General features: G+C 50.8%; 19 protein-coding genes and 3 pseudogenes. 5 read left to right on the top strand and 17 right to left on the bottom strand.

All coding sequences use genetic code 11. The features are described 5' to 3' along the window. Positions 1 to 20: 20 nt before the first annotated feature. The 6 genes from pgpA to nrdR form a co-directional block, all read right to left on the bottom strand. Positions 21 to 536, bottom strand: a complete 516-nt coding sequence (pgpA, locus tag ACJHYD_RS22260) for a phosphatidylglycerophosphatase A (protein WP_000154043.1) — start codon at positions 534 to 536, stop codon at positions 21 to 23. After that, complete coding sequence (gene thiL / locus ACJHYD_RS22255) at positions 514 to 1,491, bottom strand: thiamine-phosphate kinase (RefSeq protein WP_001550726.1); 978 nt, start codon at positions 1,489 to 1,491, stop codon at positions 514 to 516. The genes pgpA and thiL overlap by 23 nt, the downstream gene beginning before the upstream one ends. 77 nt (positions 1,492 to 1,568) lie before the next feature. Next, positions 1,569 to 1,988 carry a transcription antitermination factor NusB gene (gene nusB / locus ACJHYD_RS22250; protein WP_000801125.1) on the bottom strand — a complete coding sequence of 140 codons (420 nt, stop codon included), beginning with the start codon at positions 1,986 to 1,988 and terminating at the stop codon, positions 1,569 to 1,571. A gap of 19 nt (positions 1,989 to 2,007) precedes the next feature. After that, positions 2,008 to 2,478, bottom strand: a complete 471-nt coding sequence (gene ribE, locus ACJHYD_RS22245; RefSeq protein WP_001021161.1) for a 6,7-dimethyl-8-ribityllumazine synthase — start codon at positions 2,476 to 2,478, stop codon at positions 2,008 to 2,010. 88 nt (positions 2,479 to 2,566) lie between these two features. Further along, a complete protein-coding gene (gene ribD / locus ACJHYD_RS22240) occupies positions 2,567 to 3,670 on the bottom strand; it encodes a bifunctional diaminohydroxyphosphoribosylaminopyrimidine deaminase/5-amino-6-(5-phosphoribosylamino)uracil reductase RibD (protein WP_001150479.1) in 1,104 nt (367 codons plus the stop codon). 3 nt (positions 3,671 to 3,673) lie between these two features. Next, positions 3,674 to 4,123 carry a transcriptional regulator NrdR gene (gene nrdR / locus ACJHYD_RS22235; protein WP_000543535.1) on the bottom strand — a complete coding sequence of 150 codons (450 nt, stop codon included), beginning with the start codon at positions 4,121 to 4,123 and terminating at the stop codon, positions 3,674 to 3,676. 150 nt (positions 4,124 to 4,273) lie between these two features. Between nrdR and ACJHYD_RS22230 the strand changes: the two are divergent. Further along, positions 4,274 to 4,402: pseudogene (locus ACJHYD_RS22230) on the top strand (DUF3251 domain-containing protein); the annotation flags it as partial. Positions 4,403 to 4,446: 44 nt separating this feature from the next. On the opposite strand, the gene ACJHYD_RS22225 reads toward ACJHYD_RS22230, so the two are convergent. Next, positions 4,447 to 5,655 carry an RNA-guided endonuclease InsQ/TnpB family protein gene (locus tag ACJHYD_RS22225; protein WP_024189688.1) on the bottom strand — a complete coding sequence of 403 codons (1,209 nt, stop codon included), beginning with the start codon at positions 5,653 to 5,655 and terminating at the stop codon, positions 4,447 to 4,449. A 7-nt stretch (positions 5,656 to 5,662) separates the two neighbouring features. On the opposite strand from ACJHYD_RS22225, the pseudogene tnpA reads away from it, so the two are divergent. The 3 genes and pseudogenes from tnpA to tsx form a co-directional block, all read left to right on the top strand. Then, positions 5,663 to 6,088, top strand: a pseudogene (gene tnpA, locus ACJHYD_RS22220) (IS200/IS605 family transposase); the annotation flags it as partial. A gap of 62 nt (positions 6,089 to 6,150) precedes the next feature. After that, positions 6,151 to 6,561, top strand: a pseudogene (locus ACJHYD_RS22215) (DUF3251 domain-containing protein); the annotation flags it as partial. Positions 6,562 to 6,858: 297 nt separating this feature from the next. Further along, on the top strand, positions 6,859 to 7,743 hold the full coding sequence (gene tsx / locus ACJHYD_RS22210; protein ID WP_001295328.1) for a nucleoside-specific channel-forming protein Tsx: 885 nt from the start codon (positions 6,859 to 6,861) through the stop codon (positions 7,741 to 7,743). Between the two features lie 176 nt (positions 7,744 to 7,919). On the opposite strand, the gene yajD is transcribed toward tsx, so the two are convergent. The 6 genes from yajD to queA form a co-directional block, all read right to left on the bottom strand. Next, positions 7,920 to 8,267, bottom strand: coding sequence for an HNH nuclease YajD (gene yajD / locus ACJHYD_RS22205; RefSeq protein WP_000974813.1), 348 nt, complete (start codon positions 8,265 to 8,267; stop codon positions 7,920 to 7,922). 128 nt (positions 8,268 to 8,395) lie between these two features. Continuing rightward, the gene (secF, locus tag ACJHYD_RS22200; protein WP_000046637.1) at positions 8,396 to 9,367 is read right to left on the bottom strand and encodes a protein translocase subunit SecF; all 972 of its coding nucleotides are present in this window, start codon (positions 9,365 to 9,367) and stop codon (positions 8,396 to 8,398) included. A 10-nt stretch (positions 9,368 to 9,377) separates the two neighbouring features. Next, positions 9,378 to 11,225, bottom strand: coding sequence for a protein translocase subunit SecD (secD, locus tag ACJHYD_RS22195; RefSeq protein ID WP_000934822.1), 1,848 nt, complete (start codon positions 11,223 to 11,225; stop codon positions 9,378 to 9,380). 27 nt (positions 11,226 to 11,252) lie between these two features. Then, positions 11,253 to 11,585 (bottom strand): preprotein translocase subunit YajC, encoded by a 333-nt coding sequence (gene yajC, locus ACJHYD_RS22190; protein WP_000007629.1) that lies wholly within the window; start codon positions 11,583 to 11,585, stop codon positions 11,253 to 11,255. A gap of 22 nt (positions 11,586 to 11,607) precedes the next feature. Continuing rightward, the gene (gene tgt / locus ACJHYD_RS22185; RefSeq protein ID WP_000667319.1) at positions 11,608 to 12,735 is read right to left on the bottom strand and encodes a tRNA guanosine(34) transglycosylase Tgt; all 1,128 of its coding nucleotides are present in this window, start codon (positions 12,733 to 12,735) and stop codon (positions 11,608 to 11,610) included. Between the two features lie 55 nt (positions 12,736 to 12,790). Then, positions 12,791 to 13,861 (bottom strand): tRNA preQ1(34) S-adenosylmethionine ribosyltransferase-isomerase QueA, encoded by a 1,071-nt coding sequence (gene queA, locus ACJHYD_RS22180; protein ID WP_001550724.1) that lies wholly within the window; start codon positions 13,859 to 13,861, stop codon positions 12,791 to 12,793. A gap of 218 nt (positions 13,862 to 14,079) precedes the next feature. Here queA and acpH point away from each other — a divergent pair, with 218 nt between their 5' ends. Beyond that, positions 14,080 to 14,661 carry an ACP phosphodiesterase gene (gene acpH, locus ACJHYD_RS22175; RefSeq protein WP_001009886.1) on the top strand — a complete coding sequence of 194 codons (582 nt, stop codon included), beginning with the start codon at positions 14,080 to 14,082 and terminating at the stop codon, positions 14,659 to 14,661. 20 nt (positions 14,662 to 14,681) lie between these two features. Here acpH and ACJHYD_RS22170 read toward each other — a convergent pair whose 3' ends face one another. The 4 genes from ACJHYD_RS22170 to ACJHYD_RS22155 all read right to left on the bottom strand — a co-directional run. Then, positions 14,682 to 16,139, bottom strand: coding sequence for a hypothetical protein (locus tag ACJHYD_RS22170; RefSeq protein WP_001550723.1), 1,458 nt, complete (start codon positions 16,137 to 16,139; stop codon positions 14,682 to 14,684). A gap of 187 nt (positions 16,140 to 16,326) precedes the next feature. Further along, positions 16,327 to 18,144: a maltodextrin glucosidase gene (gene malZ / locus ACJHYD_RS22165; protein WP_001550722.1), complete on the bottom strand. Its 1,818-nt coding sequence runs from the start codon at positions 18,142 to 18,144 to the stop codon at positions 16,327 to 16,329. 155 nt (positions 18,145 to 18,299) lie between these two features. Then, on the bottom strand, positions 18,300 to 19,673 hold the full coding sequence (proY, locus tag ACJHYD_RS22160) for a proline-specific permease ProY (RefSeq protein ID WP_001550721.1): 1,374 nt from the start codon (positions 19,671 to 19,673) through the stop codon (positions 18,300 to 18,302). 134 nt (positions 19,674 to 19,807) lie between these two features. Next, positions 19,808 to 19,970: IS200/IS605 family transposase (locus ACJHYD_RS22155; protein WP_000329475.1), on the bottom strand; the 163-nt coding region annotated here is incomplete at its 5' end.

The raw sequence follows: 19,970 nt of genomic DNA, 5'->3' as shown, positions 1-19,970 counted from the left end.
ACACCTCCCGGTCAATGGCATTAAAGAATACCCAGCGGCCAGTGATGACCGATAAAGTACAGGATGCCTGCGGAAATTACCCCGGCGACAATATCGTCGATCATGATCCCCATGCCGCCATGTACATTGCGGTCAAACCAGCGGATCGGCCACGGTTTCCACATATCCAGGATACGGAAAATCACAAACCCGGCGGCGACCCACTGCCAGTCATTGGTCGGCAGCGCCATGAGCGTGATCCACATACCAATAAATTCGTCCCAGACAATGCTGCCGTGATCGTGCACGCCCATGTCTTTCGCCGTTTGATGACAAAGATAGACGCCGATACAGATCCCCAGCATCACCACCAGCGAATAGAGCTGCCAGGGCAAAAAGGTCATCAGATACCAGAACGGAATCGCCGCCAGCGATCCCATCGTGCCAGGAACGATTGGGCTTAATCCACTTCCGAATCCGACAGCAAGCAGATGCCACGGATTACTCATCTTCAGGCGACTTTTCGCGACATCTTTATGGCGTGGCAAAATGGTCATATCCTTTCCAGTCGAACGTGACAGGTTCGCCGTCACGAATAAAACAAAGCCCTTCGATATCGGCGGTCATTTGCCCGATACAGGTAAACGGTACGCCCAGATGTCCGAGAGCCACATCCAGCGCGCCACGGTTCAGTTCCGGCACCGTGAAACACAACTCGTAATCTTCACCGCCAGAGAGCGCCCAGCGCAGCGCCTGTTCCGGTTCAACATGGCGAGAAAGCGCATCAGAAAACGGCAGCAATGCCAGGTCAATACTTGCGCCGCAGTCGCTGGCTTTCACGATATGCCCGAGATCGGAAATCAGACCGTCAGAGAGATCGATAGCTGAATTTGCCAGATCGCGCAGTGCCTGTCCCTGTAAAATACGCGGAGATGGACGGAGATGACGTTTGATCAAGTAGTCCGCATCTTTAACATCGGCAACCTGCAAACGGTTTTGCAAAATCGCCAGCCCGGCGGCGCTATCGCCCGGTGTACCGGTCACATAGATCCAGTCACCCGGTTTCGCCCCAGCGCGCGTTAAGGCTCGTCCCATCGGAACAAAGCCGTGGATACCCAGCGTCATTGATAATGGCCCACGCGTGGTATCGCCGCCAATGAGTTGCATATCGTAATAATTGAGAAGATCAAACAAACTGTCGCTGAAGGACTCAAGCCACGCTTCGTCGACGTCCGGTAAGGTTAATGCCAGCGTCAGCCAGGCCGGATCGGCCCCCATCGCAGCCAGATCGCTTAGGTTCACCGCCAGTGCTTTATAAGCCAGATCAGCAGGATCGATATCAGGGAGGAAGTGGTTGCCCGCCACCAGCGTATCAGTGCTGATCGCCAGGGTCTGTTTCTCGGGGATATTGAGAAGTGCGCAATCGTCGCCAATGCCCAGTTCGACATCAAGACGAGAACTTCTTACACGGTCAAAATAACGGGCAATCAGGGAGAACTCGCCACATGCCATACGTTATGCCTCAGCAGGTAAAAAAGAAAAGGCCGGCGATCGCGGAACGGTCTTCCGTGAATCTACCGGCCTGGATATCACTTTTTGTTAGGGCGAATCACAGGTGCTGCTTTATCGAGTACGCCGTTGACGAACTTATGGCTGTCTTCTGCGCCGAACGATTTCGCCAGTTCGATCGCTTCGTTAATGGCCACTTTGTATGGCACATCGCTACGTTTAGACAGCTCGTACAGCGCAATGCGCAGTACTGCTTTTTCTACCTGGCCCAGTTCTTCCAGCAGGCGGGACAGGTATGGCTTCATCAGTCCGTCGAGGTATGCGGTGTTAGTCGCCACCCCGGCCAGCAGCTCACGGAAGTACAGGACGTCAACGTCTTTTACATCCTGTTCAGCCAGGAACTGGTATTCAACATCAGCGATGTCGTTCTGGGACAACTGCCAGGAGTAGAGCGCCTGGACGGCACACTCACGAGCGCGGCGACGAGCAGCAGGTTTCACGGATTTCCCCTTACTAATTTCAGGCCTTGATGGCTTTCAATACATTAATCATTTCAAGCGCGGTCAGTGCAGCTTCTGCACCTTTGTTGCCAGCTTTGGTGCCAGCACGTTCGATCGCTTGTTCAATGCTTTCAGTGGTCAGAACCCCAAAAGCAACCGGAATTTCGCTGTCCTGGGCAACATGCGCCAGGCCGTTGCTTGCACCACCAGCGACATATTCAAAGTGGGCAGTGCCACCACGAATAACCGTACCCAGCGCAATCACCGCGTCGTATTTACCGGTTTTAGCCAGTGCACCCGCCGCCAGCGGCAGCTCATAGGCACCAGGCACCCAAACAACGGTAATGTTTTCATCTTTTACCTGACCGATACGTTTCAGTGCATCAATTGCACCTTCCAGCAGGCTGTCATTGATAAAGTTGTTGAAACGCGCGATGGTGATGGCGACGCGAGCGTCCGGGGTAGCAACGTTAGCTTCAATAATGTTCATTTTCTTCCTTCGGGTTCGAGTATGGCCCCGCAGGGGGGCGGATTTTAGCATAATATTTCGTGCGCTGCTTCCCTTTCGAGCCGGGAGATCATGCACCCACTAAATGCAGGCAAACATCCGGGCCTACATGACGTATCTCTTTGAATTTAAATTGGAGGGCGTCAGCTAATTTCTCAAGCCCTGGTAGTATGCATAATCCACGGGCGTCGCTGCCTAATAGTTTAGGTGCGATATAGACAATCAGCTCATCGACTAAACCCGCCTGCAGCAATGCGCCAGCGAGCGTTGGCCCCGCTTCCACCCAGATGCTGTTAATCTGCTGTTTACCCAGTTGCATCATTAGTACAACCAGATCCAGATGACCTTTATGCTCTGGAATCAGCAAGGTACGCACCGTTTCCGGCCACTCACGAGAATCTTCCTGCGTACGCGCGAACCAGGTTTCGCCGGGCTGCTGCACAATGCGATGTTCCGGCGTCACGCGATTTTGGCTATCAATCACAATACGTACCGGCTGGCGGAGATTGTGTTGCGGGTAGAGCCCCTGAGTTTGTTCATCCAGTTCAGACCAACGCACCGTTAAGGCCGGATCATCCGCCAGCACCGTGGCACTGCTGGTTAAAATGGCATGACTTTGTGCGCGCAGTCGTTGTACATCGAGTCGCGCCTGAGGCGAAGTGATCCACTGGCTTTCGCCACTCTCCATCGCCGTGCGACCATCAAGCGATGCGCCAAGTTTTAACTGAATATAAGGAAAGCCGGTGCGCATCCGCTTGAGAAAGCCTTTATTCAATTGCTCGGCTTCACTCATCATCAGGCCGTGGCTGACGTCAATACCAGCCTGTTGCAGGCGATATAGCCCTCGCCCAGCTACCTGCGGGTTAGGATCTTGCATCGAGGCAACCACGCGCGCCACGCCCGCAGCAATTAATGCATCACAACACGGTGGCGTACGACCATGATGGCTACAGGGTTCGAGTGTGACATACGCCGTTGCGCCTTTGGCTTTTTCGCCAGCCATGCGCAACGCGTGTACCTCGGCATGCGGTTCACCCGCTCGTTGGTGGTAACCTTCACCGACAATTTCGCCATCTTTGACAATGACGCACCCGACATTCGGGTTGGGATGCGTGGTAAAACGTCCTCGTTGCGCCAGCTTTAGCGCCCGCGCCATGTAATACTCGTCCTGCACGGCTTAGTCCTCCAGGCGCGCGATCTCTTCGCCAAATTCTTTGATATCTTCGAAACTGCGGTAGACAGAGGCAAAACGGATATAGGCGACTTTATCGAGCTTTTTCAATTGCTCCATCACCAGATTGCCAATCATCTTGCTCGGCACTTCGCGCTCACCCGTGGCGCGCAGCTGCGATTTAATATGATTGATTGCCATTTCGACATCATCGGAACTCACCGGACGTTTTTCCAGCGCCCGCAGCATTCCGCTACGCAATTTCTCTTCATTAAACGGTTCACGCACGTCGTTGCTTTTTACAACACGCGGCATAACCAGCTCCGCCACTTCAAAGGTGGTGAAACGTTCATTACACACCAGACACTGCCGACGGCGGCGTACAGATGAGCCCTCGCCCACGAGACGAGAGTCAATTACCTTAGTGTCCACGGCGAAACAGAATGGGCAATGCATACGGCGTCCTGACCAGGTGGTTAACAGAAATCTATTTTACCCTGAACTGACGATACAACAAAGGCGCAACGCTTTTGAGATAAAGGATCGATGCTTTCACTGCTTTTACCCTCTACCATTAGACTAATTGCGACGAGAAAGGGACGACCTATGAATACTAACGTTTTTCGACTGCTCCTGCTGGGAAGCCTGTTCAGCCTTAGCGCCTGTGTGCAGCAAAGCGAAGTGCGACAGATGAAACACAGCGTCAGCACGCTGAACCAGGAGATGACGCAACTCATTGACATCCTCCACGCCCTGAAGGACGTGGATCCCTGCTACGTTCAGGCTGTCGCCTGAATCATTTCGGTGGGTTCCTGCTTCAACGGGCGGCCTGACTGCACCATCCCTCCACAGGCAAGAACGGCGTGCCCCGCCGCTAAAATGTTACGAGCGCCATTTACATCGGCGTTCGCTGTATATCCACATACCTGGCATCTGAATTTACTTTGTGACAGGCGATTTTCTTTCGCTGTATGACCACAGCACGTGCAACGCTGGCTTGTGTACGCTGGCGAAACAGCAAGCACCTGACCGCCACGCCAGAGCTGCTTGTACTCAAGCTGGCGGCGCATTTCATACCAGCCCTGATCCAGTATCGAACGGTTTAAACCTGATTTTGCCCGGACATTGCGCCCCGGCTGGCTGACCGTACCCGCTGCTGACTTTGACATGTTGCTGACCTTCAAATCCTCAATGACTATCATTGCGTGGTTTTTGCTGACGGTCGTTGTGACTTTGTGAAGGTAGTCCCTGCGGATATTTGCGATACGGGAATGCAGTCGCTGTATTTTGCGTTTCTGCTTCTGCCAGTTGTTGCTGAATTTGACCTTGCGGCTTAACTGTCGCTGAAGTCTCGCCAGCGTCTTCTGGTTTTTCTGAAAACTGTTTACAGGCTCAAAGACTGTGCCATCTGACAGCGTGGCGAGTTTAGCCACGCCAGCATCCAGCCCGACCATTGATGCTGAAGGGTGAACCGGAGTTGATACTTCACTTTCTGTCTGAATACTGATGTACCACTTACCGCAGGACTGGCTGACCGTGACATTTTTCACAACACCCGTGACCTGACGGCTATTCCGGTAGCGCATCCAGCCCAGTTTCGGCAGAAAAATACGGCTGTTTTCCTGATCGAGCTTAACGCCCTGCGGGTAGCGGAATGCATCATTCTGTCCCCGCTTTTTGAATCGGGGAAAAGCAGCCCGCTTCTGGAAGAAGTTTTTGTAAGCCCGCTCAAGGTCTTTCAGTGACTGTTGCAATGGCTGTGACGGGGCATCTTTAAGCCATTGCGTTTCAGTGGCATTTTTCCACTCAACCAGCCAGGAAGCCATTTTCCCGTAAGGGATGTATTTATTACCGGCCTCATGATTCTCATTCTGAAGCGCCAGAGCACGATTGAAAACGAAACGACATGCGCCTGCGAAGCGCCTCATTTCACACTCCTGTTGACCACCTGGTCTTAACTGGAATTTAAATGCCTGTAATCGTTTCACAGGTCAAATGATACTTTGGTCTATGAAAAAAGAAACCGATATCCGGCGTGGAAGGCATTGTGTTTTCCTGATGCATGTTCACCTGGTCTTTGTCACCAGATACCGACGCCAGATTTTTGACCATGACGCGACAGAAAAACTACGCACTTACTTTTCAAATGTATGTGCTGATTTTGAAGCTGAACTGGTTGAAATGGATGGCGAACCAGATCACGTCCATTTGTTAATTAACTAACCTCCCAAACTGGCGATATCCAGTCTGGTAAACAGCCTCAAAGGCGTATCGGGTAGGTTACTGCGACGAGATCGACCAGATATTGCAGTCAGGTATTACTACAAAGGCGTTTTGTGGAGTCCTGGCTATTTTGCCAGTAGCTGCGGAGGTGCGCCAATATCCGTCATCCGCCAATACATTGAACAACAGCAAACACCTGGTCAGGTGGAAAACCGCGCCTTATATCCCCGCCCTGAAGGACGGGGTTTTACGGCGCACCGGATAAAGAAACAGTCAAAATCACTCAGCAAAACAGGCTGAATGCAAAATCCAGCAGTGGGGTTTACCTTCTGCCTGGAGCGAAAACACCAGCAAGACTGGAAAGCCAGATCGGTACTTTACGTATGTCGCTGGTGAATATTACGCCTGATACAGATGGCACCACCCTGACGCTACGTATTCAGGGCGAGTCGAATGATCCCTTGCCCGCATTCAGCGGAACTGTTGAATATGGGCAAATTCAGGGAACAATAGACAACTTTCAGGAAATCAATGTGCAGAATCAATTGATTAACGCCCCTGCCAGCGTCCTCGCCCCCAGCGATGTTGATATTCCGTTACAGTTAAAGGGTATTTCTGTGGATCAGTTAGGCTTTGTACGTATCCACGACATTCAACCTGTTATGCAGTAAACGTTTCGCGGGGCGTTTTGTGCGTCCCGCAACATCTTTCCCCGTCATTTTGTTACTCTGCTTACATCACCCAGATTGATAGTAAAAGTTTGCAACAAGGGTGAAAGTCAGTACAATCCCCGCCCGAATGTGTGTAAACGTGAACGCAATCGATTACGTAAATGATAGAACTGTGAAACGAAACATATTTTTGTGAGCAATGATTTTTATAATAGGCTCCTCTGTATACGAAATATTTAGAAACGCAATTTGCGCCTTTTTCACTCCCGCAAGGGATTTTCAAACAGTGGCATACATATGAAAAAAACATTACTGGCAGCCGGTGCGGTACTGGCGCTCTCTTCGTCTTTTACTGTCAACGCAGCTGAAAACGACAAACCGCAGTATCTTTCCGACTGGTGGCACCAGAGCGTTAACGTTGTCGGAAGCTATCACACCCGTTTCGGACCGCAGATCCGCAACGATACCTACCTTGAGTACGAAGCATTCGCTAAAAAAGACTGGTTCGACTTCTATGGTTATGCGGATGCGCCGGTATTCTTCGGCGGTAACTCCGATGCAAAAGGTATCTGGAACCACGGTTCTCCGCTGTTTATGGAAATCGAACCACGTTTCTCCATCGACAAGCTGACCAATACTGACCTTAGCTTTGGTCCGTTCAAAGAGTGGTACTTCGCGAACAACTACATTTACGACATGGGTCGTAATAAAGATGGTCGCCAGAGCACCTGGTACATGGGTCTGGGTACCGATATCGATACTGGCCTGCCGATGAGCCTGTCCATGAACGTCTATGCGAAATACCAGTGGCAGAACTATGGCGCAGCGAATGAAAACGAGTGGGACGGTTACCGTTTCAAAATTAAATACTTTGTGCCGATTACCGATCTGTGGGGCGGTCAGCTGAGCTACATCGGCTTTACCAACTTCGACTGGGGTTCCGATTTAGGGGATGACAGCGGTAATGCAATCAACGGTATTAAGACCCGTACCAATAACTCCATCGCTTCCAGCCATATTCTGGCTCTGAACTACGATCACTGGCACTACTCTGTCGTAGCTCGTTACTGGCACGACGGTGGTCAGTGGAACGACGATGCAGAACTGAACTTCGGCAACGGCAACTTCAACGTTCGCTCTACCGGCTGGGGTGGTTACCTGGTAGTAGGTTACAACTTCTGATGAATGAAATGCCGGATCTTGTATCCGGCATTTCAGTTTGTTAACAACGTGCGCTTTGTTCATGCCGGATGCGGCGTAAACGCCTTATCCGGCCTACAAAAGCACGTAAATTCAATACATTGCTGAGATTACGTTGGCCTGATAAGCGTAGCGCATCAGGCAATTTTGCGTTTTTATCACTTCTTCTTGTTCATCATCGCTTTCAGGTCAGCGAATGGGTTGTACTTCGCTTCACCGACATCTTTCTGCGCATCTTCCCCTGCGATAACGGTCGTACCATACTGATCTGCTTCGGTATATTTTGAATGCTCGTGATCGTGGCAATAAAGACACAATAACTCCCAGTTACTGCCGTCTTCCGGGTTATTGGTATGGTCGTGATCAATGTGGTGAACGGTAAGTTCACGCAGGTTGGAATAAACAAACTCGCGAGAACAGCGACCGCAGACCCACGGATAGATTTTTAATGCTTTTTCGCGATAGCCGCTTTCTAACCGCGCATAGTTTTTTGGGATTATAGCCATGAAAAGTTACCTGGATGAAATGTAGGGTTACGCGCAGTTTCCCAAGATGCGGGGATTTTCGCAATCTCCATACATCAAAAAAAATCCCGATCTTCTGACCGGGATTTTCAACATCAACGGGAACTTGATTACGGCAGAATTGACGGCTGATCCGCCCCTTCTTTTTCCACTTTCTGCTGCAGCATGTGTTCGCGCTTCATACCCAGTTTCAGAGCCAGCGCCGATGCTACGTAGATGGAAGATGCAGTACCGATGGAAACACCAATCAGCATGGTCAGCGAGAAGCCTTCCAGTACCGGACCACCGAAGAGGTACAGCATCAGGATAACCATCAAGGTAGTACCGGATGTGATCAAGGTACGGTGCAGCGTCTGGGTCAAGGACACGTTAAAGATTTCGTAAGGCGTACCGCGACGGATCTTGCGGAAGTTTTCACGAATACGGTCCGATACCACGATACTGTCGTTAAGCGAGTAACCGATAACTGACATCAACGATGCCACAATGGTCAGGTCAATCTCGATATGGAATAACGACAAAATACCCAGCGTAATGATAACGTCGTGCGCCAGCGCAATAACAACCCCTGCCGCCAGTCGCCACTCAAAGCGGAAACCTACGTACACGAGGATAGACAGCAGCGCCGCCATCAACGCCATCGCACCGGTTTGCGCAAGGTCTGCCCCCACGCTCGGACCGACGAACTCAATACGCTTCACTGCCGCATTCTGATTGGTGGATTCGTTAATCACCTTCAGGACCTGGCTGCCCAGCACCTGACCGCCGGTTTCGCCTTCAGCAGGCGGCATACGGACCATGATGTCGTGGCTGCTACCAAAGTTTTGCAGCATCGGCTCTTCAAAACCGGCTTTTTGCAATGCATCACGCATTACGTCAATTTCAGCCGGTTTTTCGAGCGTAATTTCGATAACCGTACCACCGGTGAAATCCAGCCCCCAGTTAAAGCCGCGCACGCCCATAATAACGATAGCGGCGATTAACAGCAGACCAGAGATGCCAAAAGCCCAGTAGTCCCAGCGCATAAAGTCATAGACTTTACGGCCGTGGTTTAGTTGTTCAACAGTATATTCCTGTGCCACATCGCACTCCTCAGATTGACAGCTTCTTGACGCGCTTGCCGCCATATAGCAGGTTTACGATGGCACGCGTACCGACAATCGCGGTAAACATCGACGTCGCCACACCGATACCGGTAGTAATCGCGAACCCTTTAATTGCCCCGGTACCCACTGCGTACAGGATGATGACTTTAATCAGCGTGGTGATGTTCGCATCGAAGATAGAACTGAATGCGCCACGATAACCTTCATCAATTGCCTGTTGAACAGTACGTCCGTTGCTCAACTCTTCTTTAATACGTTCGTTGATAAGTACGTTCGCATCGACCGCTACCGCAAGAGTTAAGACGATACCCGCGATACCTGGCATACTCAGCGTTGCGCCTGGCAACAGCGACATAATGCCGACAATCAAGATCAAGTTGGCAATCAGAGCACTGGTCGCAATCAGACCAAACTTCTTATAGAAGATGATCATGAACAGAATAGAAACCAGCAGACCGGCAAGGCAAGCCTCCAGCCCCTGCTCAATGTTCTGCATACCCAGGGTCGGGCCAATTGTACGTTCTTCAACAATCTGAATCGGCGCGATCAACGCACCGGCACGCAGCAGCAGTGACAGCTGACGGGCTTCGTTCGGGTTGTTGATGCCGGTGATACGGAAGCTGTTACCCAGACGAGACTGGATGTTGGCGATGTTAATCACCTCTTCCTGTTTCACCAGAACCGCACGACCGTTTGCATCTTTCTTACCGCTGTCTTTGTACTCCACAAACAGGGTCGCCATCGGTTTGCCGATGTTGTCCTTGGTGAAGTTAGACATAATGTTGCCACCTGCGCTGTCGAGCGAGATGTTAACCTGCGGCTGGTTGTATTCGTCCTGGCTGGAAGTGGAGTCGGTGATATGGTCACCGGTCAGAATTACGCGTTTGTACAGCACAACTGGCTGACCTTCGCGGGTCTGTTTCACTTCAGAGTCGCCAGGTACGCGACCGGATGCCGCTGCGGCCTGATCAACGTTAGTGTTTACCAGACGGAATTCCAGCGTTGCCGTCGCACCCAGAATCTCTTTCGCACGCGCGGTGTCCTGAATACCTGGCAGTTCAACAACGATACGGTCAGCACCCTGACGCTGAACCACCGGCTCCGCCACACCAAGTTGGTTTACACGGTTACGCAGGATATTAATGTTCTGCTGCACCGCATATTCACGCGCTTCACTAAGGCGAGCATCGCTCATTACCGCACGCAGCTGGTTGCTGCCCTGGCTACTAATCACCAGGTCCGGATGACGCTTGCTCAGATACGCAATGGCTTCATCACGAGCTTTAGCATCGCGGAAAGTGATGCTCAGGCCGTAGTTGTTTTCTTTACGAACGGTGGTATACGGGATGCCCTTTTCGCGCAGGTCGCTGCGCAGGCTATCGATATTTTGTTCCTGGAGTTTGCCAAGCGCGGTGTCCATATCCACTTCCATCAGGAAGTGAACGCCGCCACGCAGGTCAAGGCCGAGCTTCATCGGCTCAGCGTGAATAGCTGCCAGCCAGCGCGGCGTTGCCGGGGCAAGGTTAAGCGCCACGACGTATTTGTCACCCATAACGCCCATTAATGCTTCACGAGCGCGCAGCTGGGTGTCAGTGGAGTCGAAGCGCGCAAGAATAGCGCCCTCTTCCAGTGCCACAGACTTAGCAGTTATTTTTTCTTCTTGTAACGTTTTCTGGACCTGGATCAGCGTTTGCTCACTGGCGGCGACTCCGCGCGCACCAGTGATCTGAACAGCCGGATCCTCACCAAACAGGTTGGGAAGCGCATACAGCAGACCGATGACAATCACCACGATCAGCATGACGTACTTCCACAAAGGATAACGGTTTAACACGGCAATTCCCTTAGGGAAAAATTTTAATTACAGCGCCTTCATGGTGCCTTTCGGCAGGACGGCAGCTACGAAGTCACGTTTAATAACTACTTCAGTGGTGTCATTCAGCGCGATAGCAATGTAGCCGTTTTCCGCTACTTTGGTTACGCGACCAACCAGGCCACCGTTCGTCAGAACTTCATCACCTTTGGCAATGGAGTCCATCAGCTTTTTGTGTTCTTTGGTGCGCTTCTGCTGTGGACGCAGGATCATGAAATAGAAAATCAGACCGAATACCACCAGCATCAAAATCAAAGACATCGGGCTACCTTGCGCCGGTGCACCCGTTGCCGCTACCGCATCAGAAATAAAAAAGCTCATTAAATTTCCCTCATTATTAATATTAATCAACGTTCAAAGGTGGTACTTCTCGCCCCTGACGCTGGTAAAAATCAGTTACGAAGCTCTCTAATTTACCCTCTTCAATAGCCTTGCGTAAACCCGCCATCAAACGCTGGTAGTAACGAAGGTTATGAATGGTGTTGAGTCGCGCGCCTAATATTTCGTTGCAACGGTCGAGATGATGCAAGTAAGCGCGTGAATAATTGCGACAGGTGTAGCAATCACACTCAGGATCGAGTGGGCCAGTATCGCTCTTATACTTCGCATTGCGGATTTTCACCACGCCATCGGTCACGAACAAATGACCATTTCGGGCGTTGCGGGTTGGCATTACGCAGTCAAACATATCGATACCGCGACGCACACCTTCAACCAGGTCTTCTGGTTTACCAACGCCCATCAGGTAACGCGGTTTGTCTGCCGGAATTTGCGGGCATACATGCTCCAGAATGCGGTGCATATCTGCTTTCGGCTCACCCACAGCCAGACCGCCGACAGCGTAGCCATCAAAACCGATATCTACCAGACCTTTAACAGAAATATCACGTAAATCTTCGTAAACGCTGCCCTGAATGATACCAAACAGCGCATTTTTGTTTCCGAGACTGTCAAAACGCTCACGGCTACGCTTCGCCCAACGCAGAGACATCTCCATGGAGCGTTTTGCGTAATCCCAGTCAGCAGGATACGGCGTACACTCATCAAAGATCATGACGATATCCGAACCAAGATCGTACTGAATCTCCATCGACTTTTCCGGGTCGAGGAAAATCGGGTCGCCGTTGATCGGGTTACGGAAGTGCACGCCCTGTTCGGTGATTTTACGAATATCACCAAGGCTGAAGACCTGGAAGCCGCCGGAGTCGGTAAGGATTGGTCCTTTCCACTGCATAAAATCGTGCAGATCGCCGTGCAGTTTCATGATTTCCTGGCCCGGGCGCAGCCACAGGTGGAAGGTGTTGCCGAGGATAATTTGCGCGCCAGTGGCTTCAACTTCTTCCGGCGTCATCCCTTTTACGGTGCCGTAGGTGCCAACAGGCATAAAACAAGGCGTTTCCACTACGCCACGATCAAAGACCAGGCGGCCACGGCGTGCGCGACCGTCGGTGGTGTCCAGCTCAAATTTCATTTTTTCTCCACTACGTCAGAAAAACAGTCCAACGTTTTAAACCAGCGCCGCGGAATTACTCCCCGACGCGCTCATTAATTGCCTGCGGATTGTACGTGATAAACATCGCATCACCGTAACTAAAAAAGCGATATTTCTCTTCTACCGCTGCTTTATAGGCGCTCATGGTGTGTTGATAACCGGCAAAGGCCGAAACCAACATAATCAGCGTCGACTCTGGCAAGTGGAAGTTCGTCACCAGCGCATCGACCACTTTGTACTGAAAGCCCGGATAGATAAAGATTTGGGTGTCGTCAAAGAACGGTTCGATGAGATCGTTTTTCGCCGCCTGAGCCGCGCTTTCCAGTGAACGTACCGAGGTGGTGCCAACCGCAATCACCCGGTTACCGCGCGCTTTCGCCGCCAGTACCGCGTCTACCACATCCTGCGGTACTTCAGCGTATTCCGAGTGCATGATGTGATCTTCAATGGTGTCGACGCGCACCGGCTGGAAGGTGCCCGCACCAACGTGCAGGGTGACGAACGCCATCTCCACGCCTTTGTCGCGTAATTTTTCCAGCAAAGGTTCGTCAAAATGCAGACCAGCGGTCGGGGCTGCAACCGCGCCCGGTTTTTCGCTATAAACGGTTTGATAAAGTTCGCGGTCAGCGTCTTCGTCCGGACGGTCGATATACGGCGGCAGCGGCATATGGCCGATGCTGTTGAGGATATCCAGTACCGAACGATCATCATTAAATTCAACTTCAAACAGTGCGCCGTGGCGCGCGGTCATTGTTGCGTTGATACTTTCGTCATCGCCCAGTAACAGTTCTGCGCCAGGTTTTGGCGCTTTCGAGGCGCGAATATGCGCAAGAATGCGTTTGTCGTCGAGCATCCGCTCAACCAGCACTTCAATCTTGCCGCCGCTGGCTTTACGCCCAAACAGGCGCGCCGGGATCACGCGGGTATTATTAAAAACCAGAAGATCGCCGGGGTTGAGCTTATCGAGTAAATCGGTGAAAGTACCGTGCGTCAGCGCGCCCGTCGGCCCGTCCAGCGACAGTAAACGACAGCTACTGCGTTCAGGCATGGGATAGTGGGCAATCAGGGATTCGGGCAATTCAAAGGAGAAATCGGTAACGCGCATGACACTGACTCAGACTAAAATAAGAGGCGGGTAGTCTAGTGCCGGGGCGCTCTCCCTGCAACCTTTACCCTCCTTGATGGATGACATAATCTATACACAAAATCATTCAAGATGCATCGAGATGGCAACTGAATGAGTCCCCAGGAGCTTACATTAAGTAAGTGACTGGGGTGAGTGAAGGCAGCCAACGAAGAGGCAGTTTGAAGGATGAAGTGTATATGAATTTTTTAGCTCACCTGCATCTAGCTCACCTGGCGGAAAGCTCGCTTTCTGGCAATTTACTGGCTGATTTCGTACGCGGAAATCCTGAAGAAAGTTTTCCGCCCGACGTCGTGGCTGGCATTCATATGCATCGGCGCATTGATGTACTAACCGACAATCTGCCGGAAGTCCGCGAAGCACGGGAATGGTTTCGTAGTGAAACCCGCCGCGTTGCGCCTATTACCCTGGATGTCATGTGGGATCACTTTCTTTCCCGCCACTGGTCGCAGCTGTCGCCGGACTTTCCGCTACAGGAATTTGTCTGTTATGCCCGCGAACAAGTGATGACGATTTTGCCGGACTCACCGCCGCGCTTTATCAATCTGAACAACTACTTATGGTCAGAGCAGTGGCTGGTGCGCTATCGCGATATGGATTTCATCCAGAACGTGTTAAACGGCATGGCAAGCCGTCGCCCACGTCTGGATGCCCTGCGTGACTCCTGGTACGATTTAAACGCCCATTATGCCGCCCTCGAAACCCGCTTCTGGCAGTTTTATCCGCGGATGATGGCGCAGGCGTCACGCAAGGCGCTCTGAAACTTCAAGCTCCGGCGTCACTATTTTTTAGCATTCGCATCCAGCGGGGCGGCATAACAACTGTAAGAAAAACATTCGCTGGAATGATTGGCGATATCTTTAAAGTTGCTTTCAGCAACCCCCTCGAACATGAGTACCGTTCTGGACAACTCTCCGTTGTCATTTATATGTGGAAAATCAAATTGTGTACTGAATCGCCATACATCTGTCTTTTCTGGCTCGCTGTTCACAGAGATACGTCGATGGAAGACTCCTCCTGAAAACGTGCGCCAGAACAATTGTTGGTCAAAATCTTGTAATATCGCACACTTGGATGCTATTTGACGTAGTAAACCTGCATACCGTGGACTGCCATTACGAGCAACATTATACAAACCCTGACTAAAAGCATCAAACAAACAATAGATATGATCACTAGTGAAAAAAGGTCTTAATTTTTTTTGTTCTTCATCGCTGTAATCCAGGAGCATCTCATTGATTTCTTCCGGTGAGAATTTTAAGACAAAATTATCCTCAGGATTTGTTTCTTTCTTGTTTTTTTCACTATTCTTCTCCTCAATGGTCTTCGCATTTTGTTTCGCAATTTTTTTCGCATTTTCTTCCTCAGTTTTTTTCGCAATTTTTTCCGCAATTTTTTCCCGAGTTTTTGGTTTTAGACTAACACCATCGATGTCAACCGGTGTTGTTTTCAGATCTCTCTGCGCGTCTTCCAAATTTGTCTTATAGAGATCGGGTACTTTATCGGCAGATAAGTATCCGGATGAAGATATCTGGTGTGTTCGCATGGGGGGCTGTTCACAAAGCATCGAGGCTATATCGTCTTTAAACTCTTTTACATTAAAGTTATCGGCATTAACCTTCCCTGCTATAAACCCCGCATCGGCAATTTTCTTCTCTAATTGTTTTGTACGTTTAGAATAATAAGCGTTGTTATCATAAAACTTTTCAAGAAGGGCCCACTCCTCAAGTTGCCTTATGTGATTTTTCAACTGTTGATGATCTATTTTATATTCATGTGTACTAGAATCATTTTGGTTGCAGGGGTTACAGATTTTTAAGCATAATTTTCCATCATAATTATTATCTATGGTATCAGTGAAAATATAGGACACTTCAATACTCTGCCCGTTCTTATCAGTCATCTCATATGACCATTGCCCCGTTCGTTTCGCATTCTTAATGAGTTCGATGGACTCTACAGGACAACCATGAAGAATGGGCAGAATTTTATCAGGATGCTTAATGAGTAAAATTATTATATTTACAATATTTGAAAAGAAATCTTTGCTATTTTTTATTTCATCGATTTTTTCCGCTGAAATGTTTACTAAGTTTTCATTTCCGGAAATGAAAAGCAATTTGCCATGGGGGCTTTTTTTAAATTGTTCTTCTGTTTTAGAAAAAACATCCTCTTTAAAAGGTGGCAACTCAGTACCAGTAATAAACGGTTTTAATAAATTCGAATTTGAAATTGTCATATCTTTGCTCCACTACAGGGTTATCCTGGAGCATGTTGTACATAACATCATGGGCAAAGAATACCAAAAATCGCTCATATCGATCGGGACAAATATTTAACAAATTCAGCCCTGACATTGAGCAGCTTTTTTGCGCTGCGTAGTGTCAGGGCTGGTGACTAACGACGTAACAAATAAAACAGATGCTTTAGTTCATCCACACCGTAGCCGAAATGGCAGGCAAAGCCAGAATCCCGTCTGTCAGTTGCCCATGGCCTTCTTTGCGTTGCCATTGCACGACATTAAGAAACGGTGACGCGGGTAGCACCACTTCACAGGCCTCGCCACGGTTGATTGCCACCAGTATACGCTGCTGATTCAGCACGCGGACAAATACCACCACGTTATCTTCCGCATACAGCACCTGACAGCCGCCACGACGCAGCGCCTGACTTTTCTTACGCAGCGCAATCATTCGCTGGTACAACGCGAATAACGCCGTATCCTGCTTTTCCACCTGCCAGGGGAACGGCTTACGGCAAAACGGATCGTTTTTACCATCCAGTCCCACTTCATCACCGTAATAAATGCACGGTACACCAGGCCAGGTGAACAACCAGACCACCGCCAGCGGCAGGCGCGCAATATCCCGACCGAGCAGCGTTTTAAATCGCGCAGTATCGTGGCTATCGAGCTGATTAAACATACGCAGTTGCTGTTGATGAGAAAGTCCGGCGCGGTAATTATCCATCCAGGCCATACAGGTTTGGGCGTCAATTTGCTGCGGATCATAAGAGATGTCGGTATTGGCAAGAAATCCCCACAACGGGAATGTGAAGCCGCGATAGTTCATGGCGGCATCTTCCACATCGGCCTGTAACCATTGCCGTGCATCGCCAAAATGCTCTCCAACTATATACGCTTCCGGCTGGGTTTCTTTCGCCGCTTCGGTGATCCCGGCTACGTGCTGCAAATTATTGCGCGCCCCACCCGCTTCCCCCAGCATATGCACCACATCCAGCCGCCAGCCGTCCATATTCCACGGCGCTTTCAGCCAGTGGCGGACAATACTGTCTTCCCCGCGATAAATTTCATTCACCAGACTTTCCGACTGATAATCCAGCTTCGGCAAGCTGGCATAGCCCAGCCAGTCGAGCGCCGTGCCATCGTCACTAAACGAGTACCAGTCGCGCCAGGGCGATTCGGGGTTGTGACAAGCACCACCCGTCCCGCGATTGTGTCTGTCAAACCAGGCATGGGAATCGCCACTGTGGTTAAACACGCCGTCCAGCACCAGCCGCATTCCCAGCTGCTGCGTATTGTGTCGCAAACGCAACAACGCCCCATCACCGCCAAACTGCGGATCGACATGGCGATAATCCTCGGTATCGTATTTATGTACGCTGGGAGCTTTAAACACCGGATTGAGATACAGCGCCGTCACGCCGAGCTTTTTCAGATACGGCAGTTTTTCGCTGATACCGTCCAGATCGCCGCCATAGAACGTTGATCCGCCCGCCTGCGCCGTGACCGGTTCATCCCAGTCACGCAATATGATCTCTTGTCCGGCTGCGTGATGGTAATAAACATGATCCTGTTCAGCTTCACGAGGAAGACTACGGGCGAAACGATCAGGGAAGATCTGATAAAAAATCTGATCCGCAGCCCATTGTGGGCCGATATCCGGGACATCGACGGCAAACTGCTCCAGTCGTGCTGGCGGCATTCGGCTGAAGCCCTGCGGTGTAAACCAACGCTGGCGATCGTGCCACAGCAATTTGAAACTATAACGCCGCCGGGGTTGCCCGCTGGAGAGATCGATCGCCGCCCGCCATGCGGTAACGCCAGGCTGCGGCTGACTGCGCTGCTTATGCATCGCTACTGACGTTTCTTCGTTGTCGTGTTCTGTACGCAGCATAATGCGCTGCGGTGGGTCTTCGCCCGTCAGCCACAGCGTAATGAGCAGTTGATCTTTGCTTTGTTTAACAAATGGGGGCACCGGCAGGTGCCATGCATTTAACATCATAATTCCCCTGTGATGAAAATCTGATCACCTTGCCATAGCCTAATGCAGGATCACTCATCATCTGAAGGATATTTGGGGGAGGAGGACGGAGGCGGATAACTTTCGGAATAGCCGGATCAGGATTTCCTCCTGAACCGGCTTACAGAACGCAAGGATTAGTGGTTTTCAGCCAGCTGACGATCATGGCGGCGCTTAAACATCCAGCCAATCAACAGCACAACAATCCACGCGAAACCGACATACAGCGAGATACGCGTATCAGGGTGATAACCAATCAACCCGATAATAAAGAGCAGGAAAATCAAACCGCCGATGGTCGTTGCTACCCCACCCGGTACTTTAAATTTCAGCGCCTTAACTTCTTCTGGCGGTAAACGGCGACGGAAGGCGATTTGCGACAGCAGGATCATAATCCACACCCACACCGTGGCGAAGGTCGCCAGCGAAGCGATCACCAGGAAGACGTTTTCCGGCATGATGTAGTTCAGATATACCGCAAACAATAGCGCGGTAGTCATCACCAGCACCGTGACCCACGGAATACCACGACGCGACGTTTTGCTGAAAATTTTTGGCGCGCTGCCCTGCTCTGCCATACCATGGAGCATACGGCCTACGCCAAATACGTCACTGTTAATTGCCGAAAGCGAAGCGGTCAGCACAACAAAGTTAAGGATGCTGGCGGCAAAGGTAATCCCCATATGCTGGAACGTCAGTACGAACGGGCTACCGGCAGTGCCAACCTGATTCCACGGGTAGATAGACATAATGACGAACAGCGTACCGACGTAGAACACCAGAATACGCATCGGCACGGAGTTAATCGCGCGCGGAATAGATTTCTCAGGATCTTTCGCTTCACCGGCGGTAATCCCGATAATTTCGATCCCACCGTAAGCAAACATCACCATTTGCAACGACATCACCATACCAAGCCAGCCGTTACTGAAGAAGCCGCCGTTGCTCCACAGGTTATGAATACCGGTCGGTTGCCCGCCGTTGCCAATCCCCCAGATGATGATGCCGAAACCGGCGACAATCATGATGATGATGGTGGCGACTTTAAAGAACGAGAACCAGAACTCCAGCTCACCGAATACCTTCACGCTCATCAGGTTTACGGCGCAAATGATCAGCACCACGCTCAGTACCCAAATCCAGTGCGGCACCGTCGGGAACCAGACACCCATATAGATACCAAAAGCGGTCACATCGGCGATGGCGACAATAAGGATTTCAAAGCAGTAGGTCCAGCCAGTAATGTAACCAGCCAGCGGGCCGAGGTTTTCCTGCGCATAACGCGAGAAAGAGCTGGCGGCCGGGTTATGTACCGACATTTCCCCCAGCGCGCGCATAATGATATACGCCGCGACACCACCGATAATATAGGCCAACAACACGCTCGGACCGGCCATTTTGATGGCGTCTGCCGAACCGTAAAACAACCCGGTGCCAATTGCTGAACCCAGTGCCATAAAGCGTATGTGGCGGGTACTTAGCCCACGCTTTAGCTTGTTCTTACTTTCCATCAATTCCTAACCCATCAACACAATAAATAAATATCCTCCGGCATAGCCGGAGGTTTTTCAAATGCGCCTATAAGGCTCTCTTACCAGCCGCGCCCTAACAGGCGCACACGATCTGACATTTGCATCCAACTTCGTTACTTACGGCCCGTAAACGGGCTGCCCGGATAGGGAATCGATAACTGCTCTCCCATTTTATCCTCTTCAAGCTGGTGCTTTATGTAGTCCTGTATCTTCGCCGTGTTCTTACCCACCGTATCGACATAGTACCCTCGGCACCAGAACTCCCTGTTTCTGTAT

The sequence above is a fragment of the Escherichia sp. WS1368 genome (genome assembly GCF_046487485.1).
GTDB lineage: Bacteria > Pseudomonadota > Gammaproteobacteria > Enterobacterales > Enterobacteriaceae > Escherichia > Escherichia coli.
The sequence above is the reverse complement of the archived record's forward strand: the minus strand, read 5'-3'. Positions and strand labels throughout refer to the sequence as shown.

What these genes read in the sequence shown, in the direction of transcription:
- pgpA (WP_000154043.1), bottom strand. Translation starts at nt 536, where the DNA reads ATGACCATTTTGCCACGCCATAAAGATGTCGCGAAAAGTCGCCTGAAG.
- thiL (WP_001550726.1), bottom strand. Translation starts at nt 1,491, where the DNA reads ATGGCATGTGGCGAGTTCTCCCTGATTGCCCGTTATTTTGACCGTGTA.
- ribE (WP_001021161.1), bottom strand. Translation starts at nt 2,478, where the DNA reads ATGAACATTATTGAAGCTAACGTTGCTACCCCGGACGCTCGCGTCGCC.
- nrdR (WP_000543535.1), bottom strand. Translation starts at nt 4,123, where the DNA reads ATGCATTGCCCATTCTGTTTCGCCGTGGACACTAAGGTAATTGACTCT.
- tsx (WP_001295328.1), top strand. Translation starts at nt 6,859, where the DNA reads ATGAAAAAAACATTACTGGCAGCCGGTGCGGTACTGGCGCTCTCTTCG.
- yajD (WP_000974813.1), bottom strand. Translation starts at nt 8,267, where the DNA reads ATGGCTATAATCCCAAAAAACTATGCGCGGTTAGAAAGCGGCTATCGC.
- yajC (WP_000007629.1), bottom strand. Translation starts at nt 11,585, where the DNA reads ATGAGCTTTTTTATTTCTGATGCGGTAGCGGCAACGGGTGCACCGGCG.
- tgt (WP_000667319.1), bottom strand. Translation starts at nt 12,735, where the DNA reads ATGAAATTTGAGCTGGACACCACCGACGGTCGCGCACGCCGTGGCCGC.
- queA (WP_001550724.1), bottom strand. Translation starts at nt 13,861, where the DNA reads ATGCGCGTTACCGATTTCTCCTTTGAATTGCCCGAATCCCTGATTGCC.
- acpH (WP_001009886.1), top strand. Translation starts at nt 14,080, where the DNA reads ATGAATTTTTTAGCTCACCTGCATCTAGCTCACCTGGCGGAAAGCTCG.
- ACJHYD_RS22170 (WP_001550723.1), bottom strand. Translation starts at nt 16,139, where the DNA reads ATGACAATTTCAAATTCGAATTTATTAAAACCGTTTATTACTGGTACT.
- malZ (WP_001550722.1), bottom strand. Translation starts at nt 18,144, where the DNA reads ATGATGTTAAATGCATGGCACCTGCCGGTGCCCCCATTTGTTAAACAA.
- proY (WP_001550721.1), bottom strand. Translation starts at nt 19,673, where the DNA reads ATGGAAAGTAAGAACAAGCTAAAGCGTGGGCTAAGTACCCGCCACATA.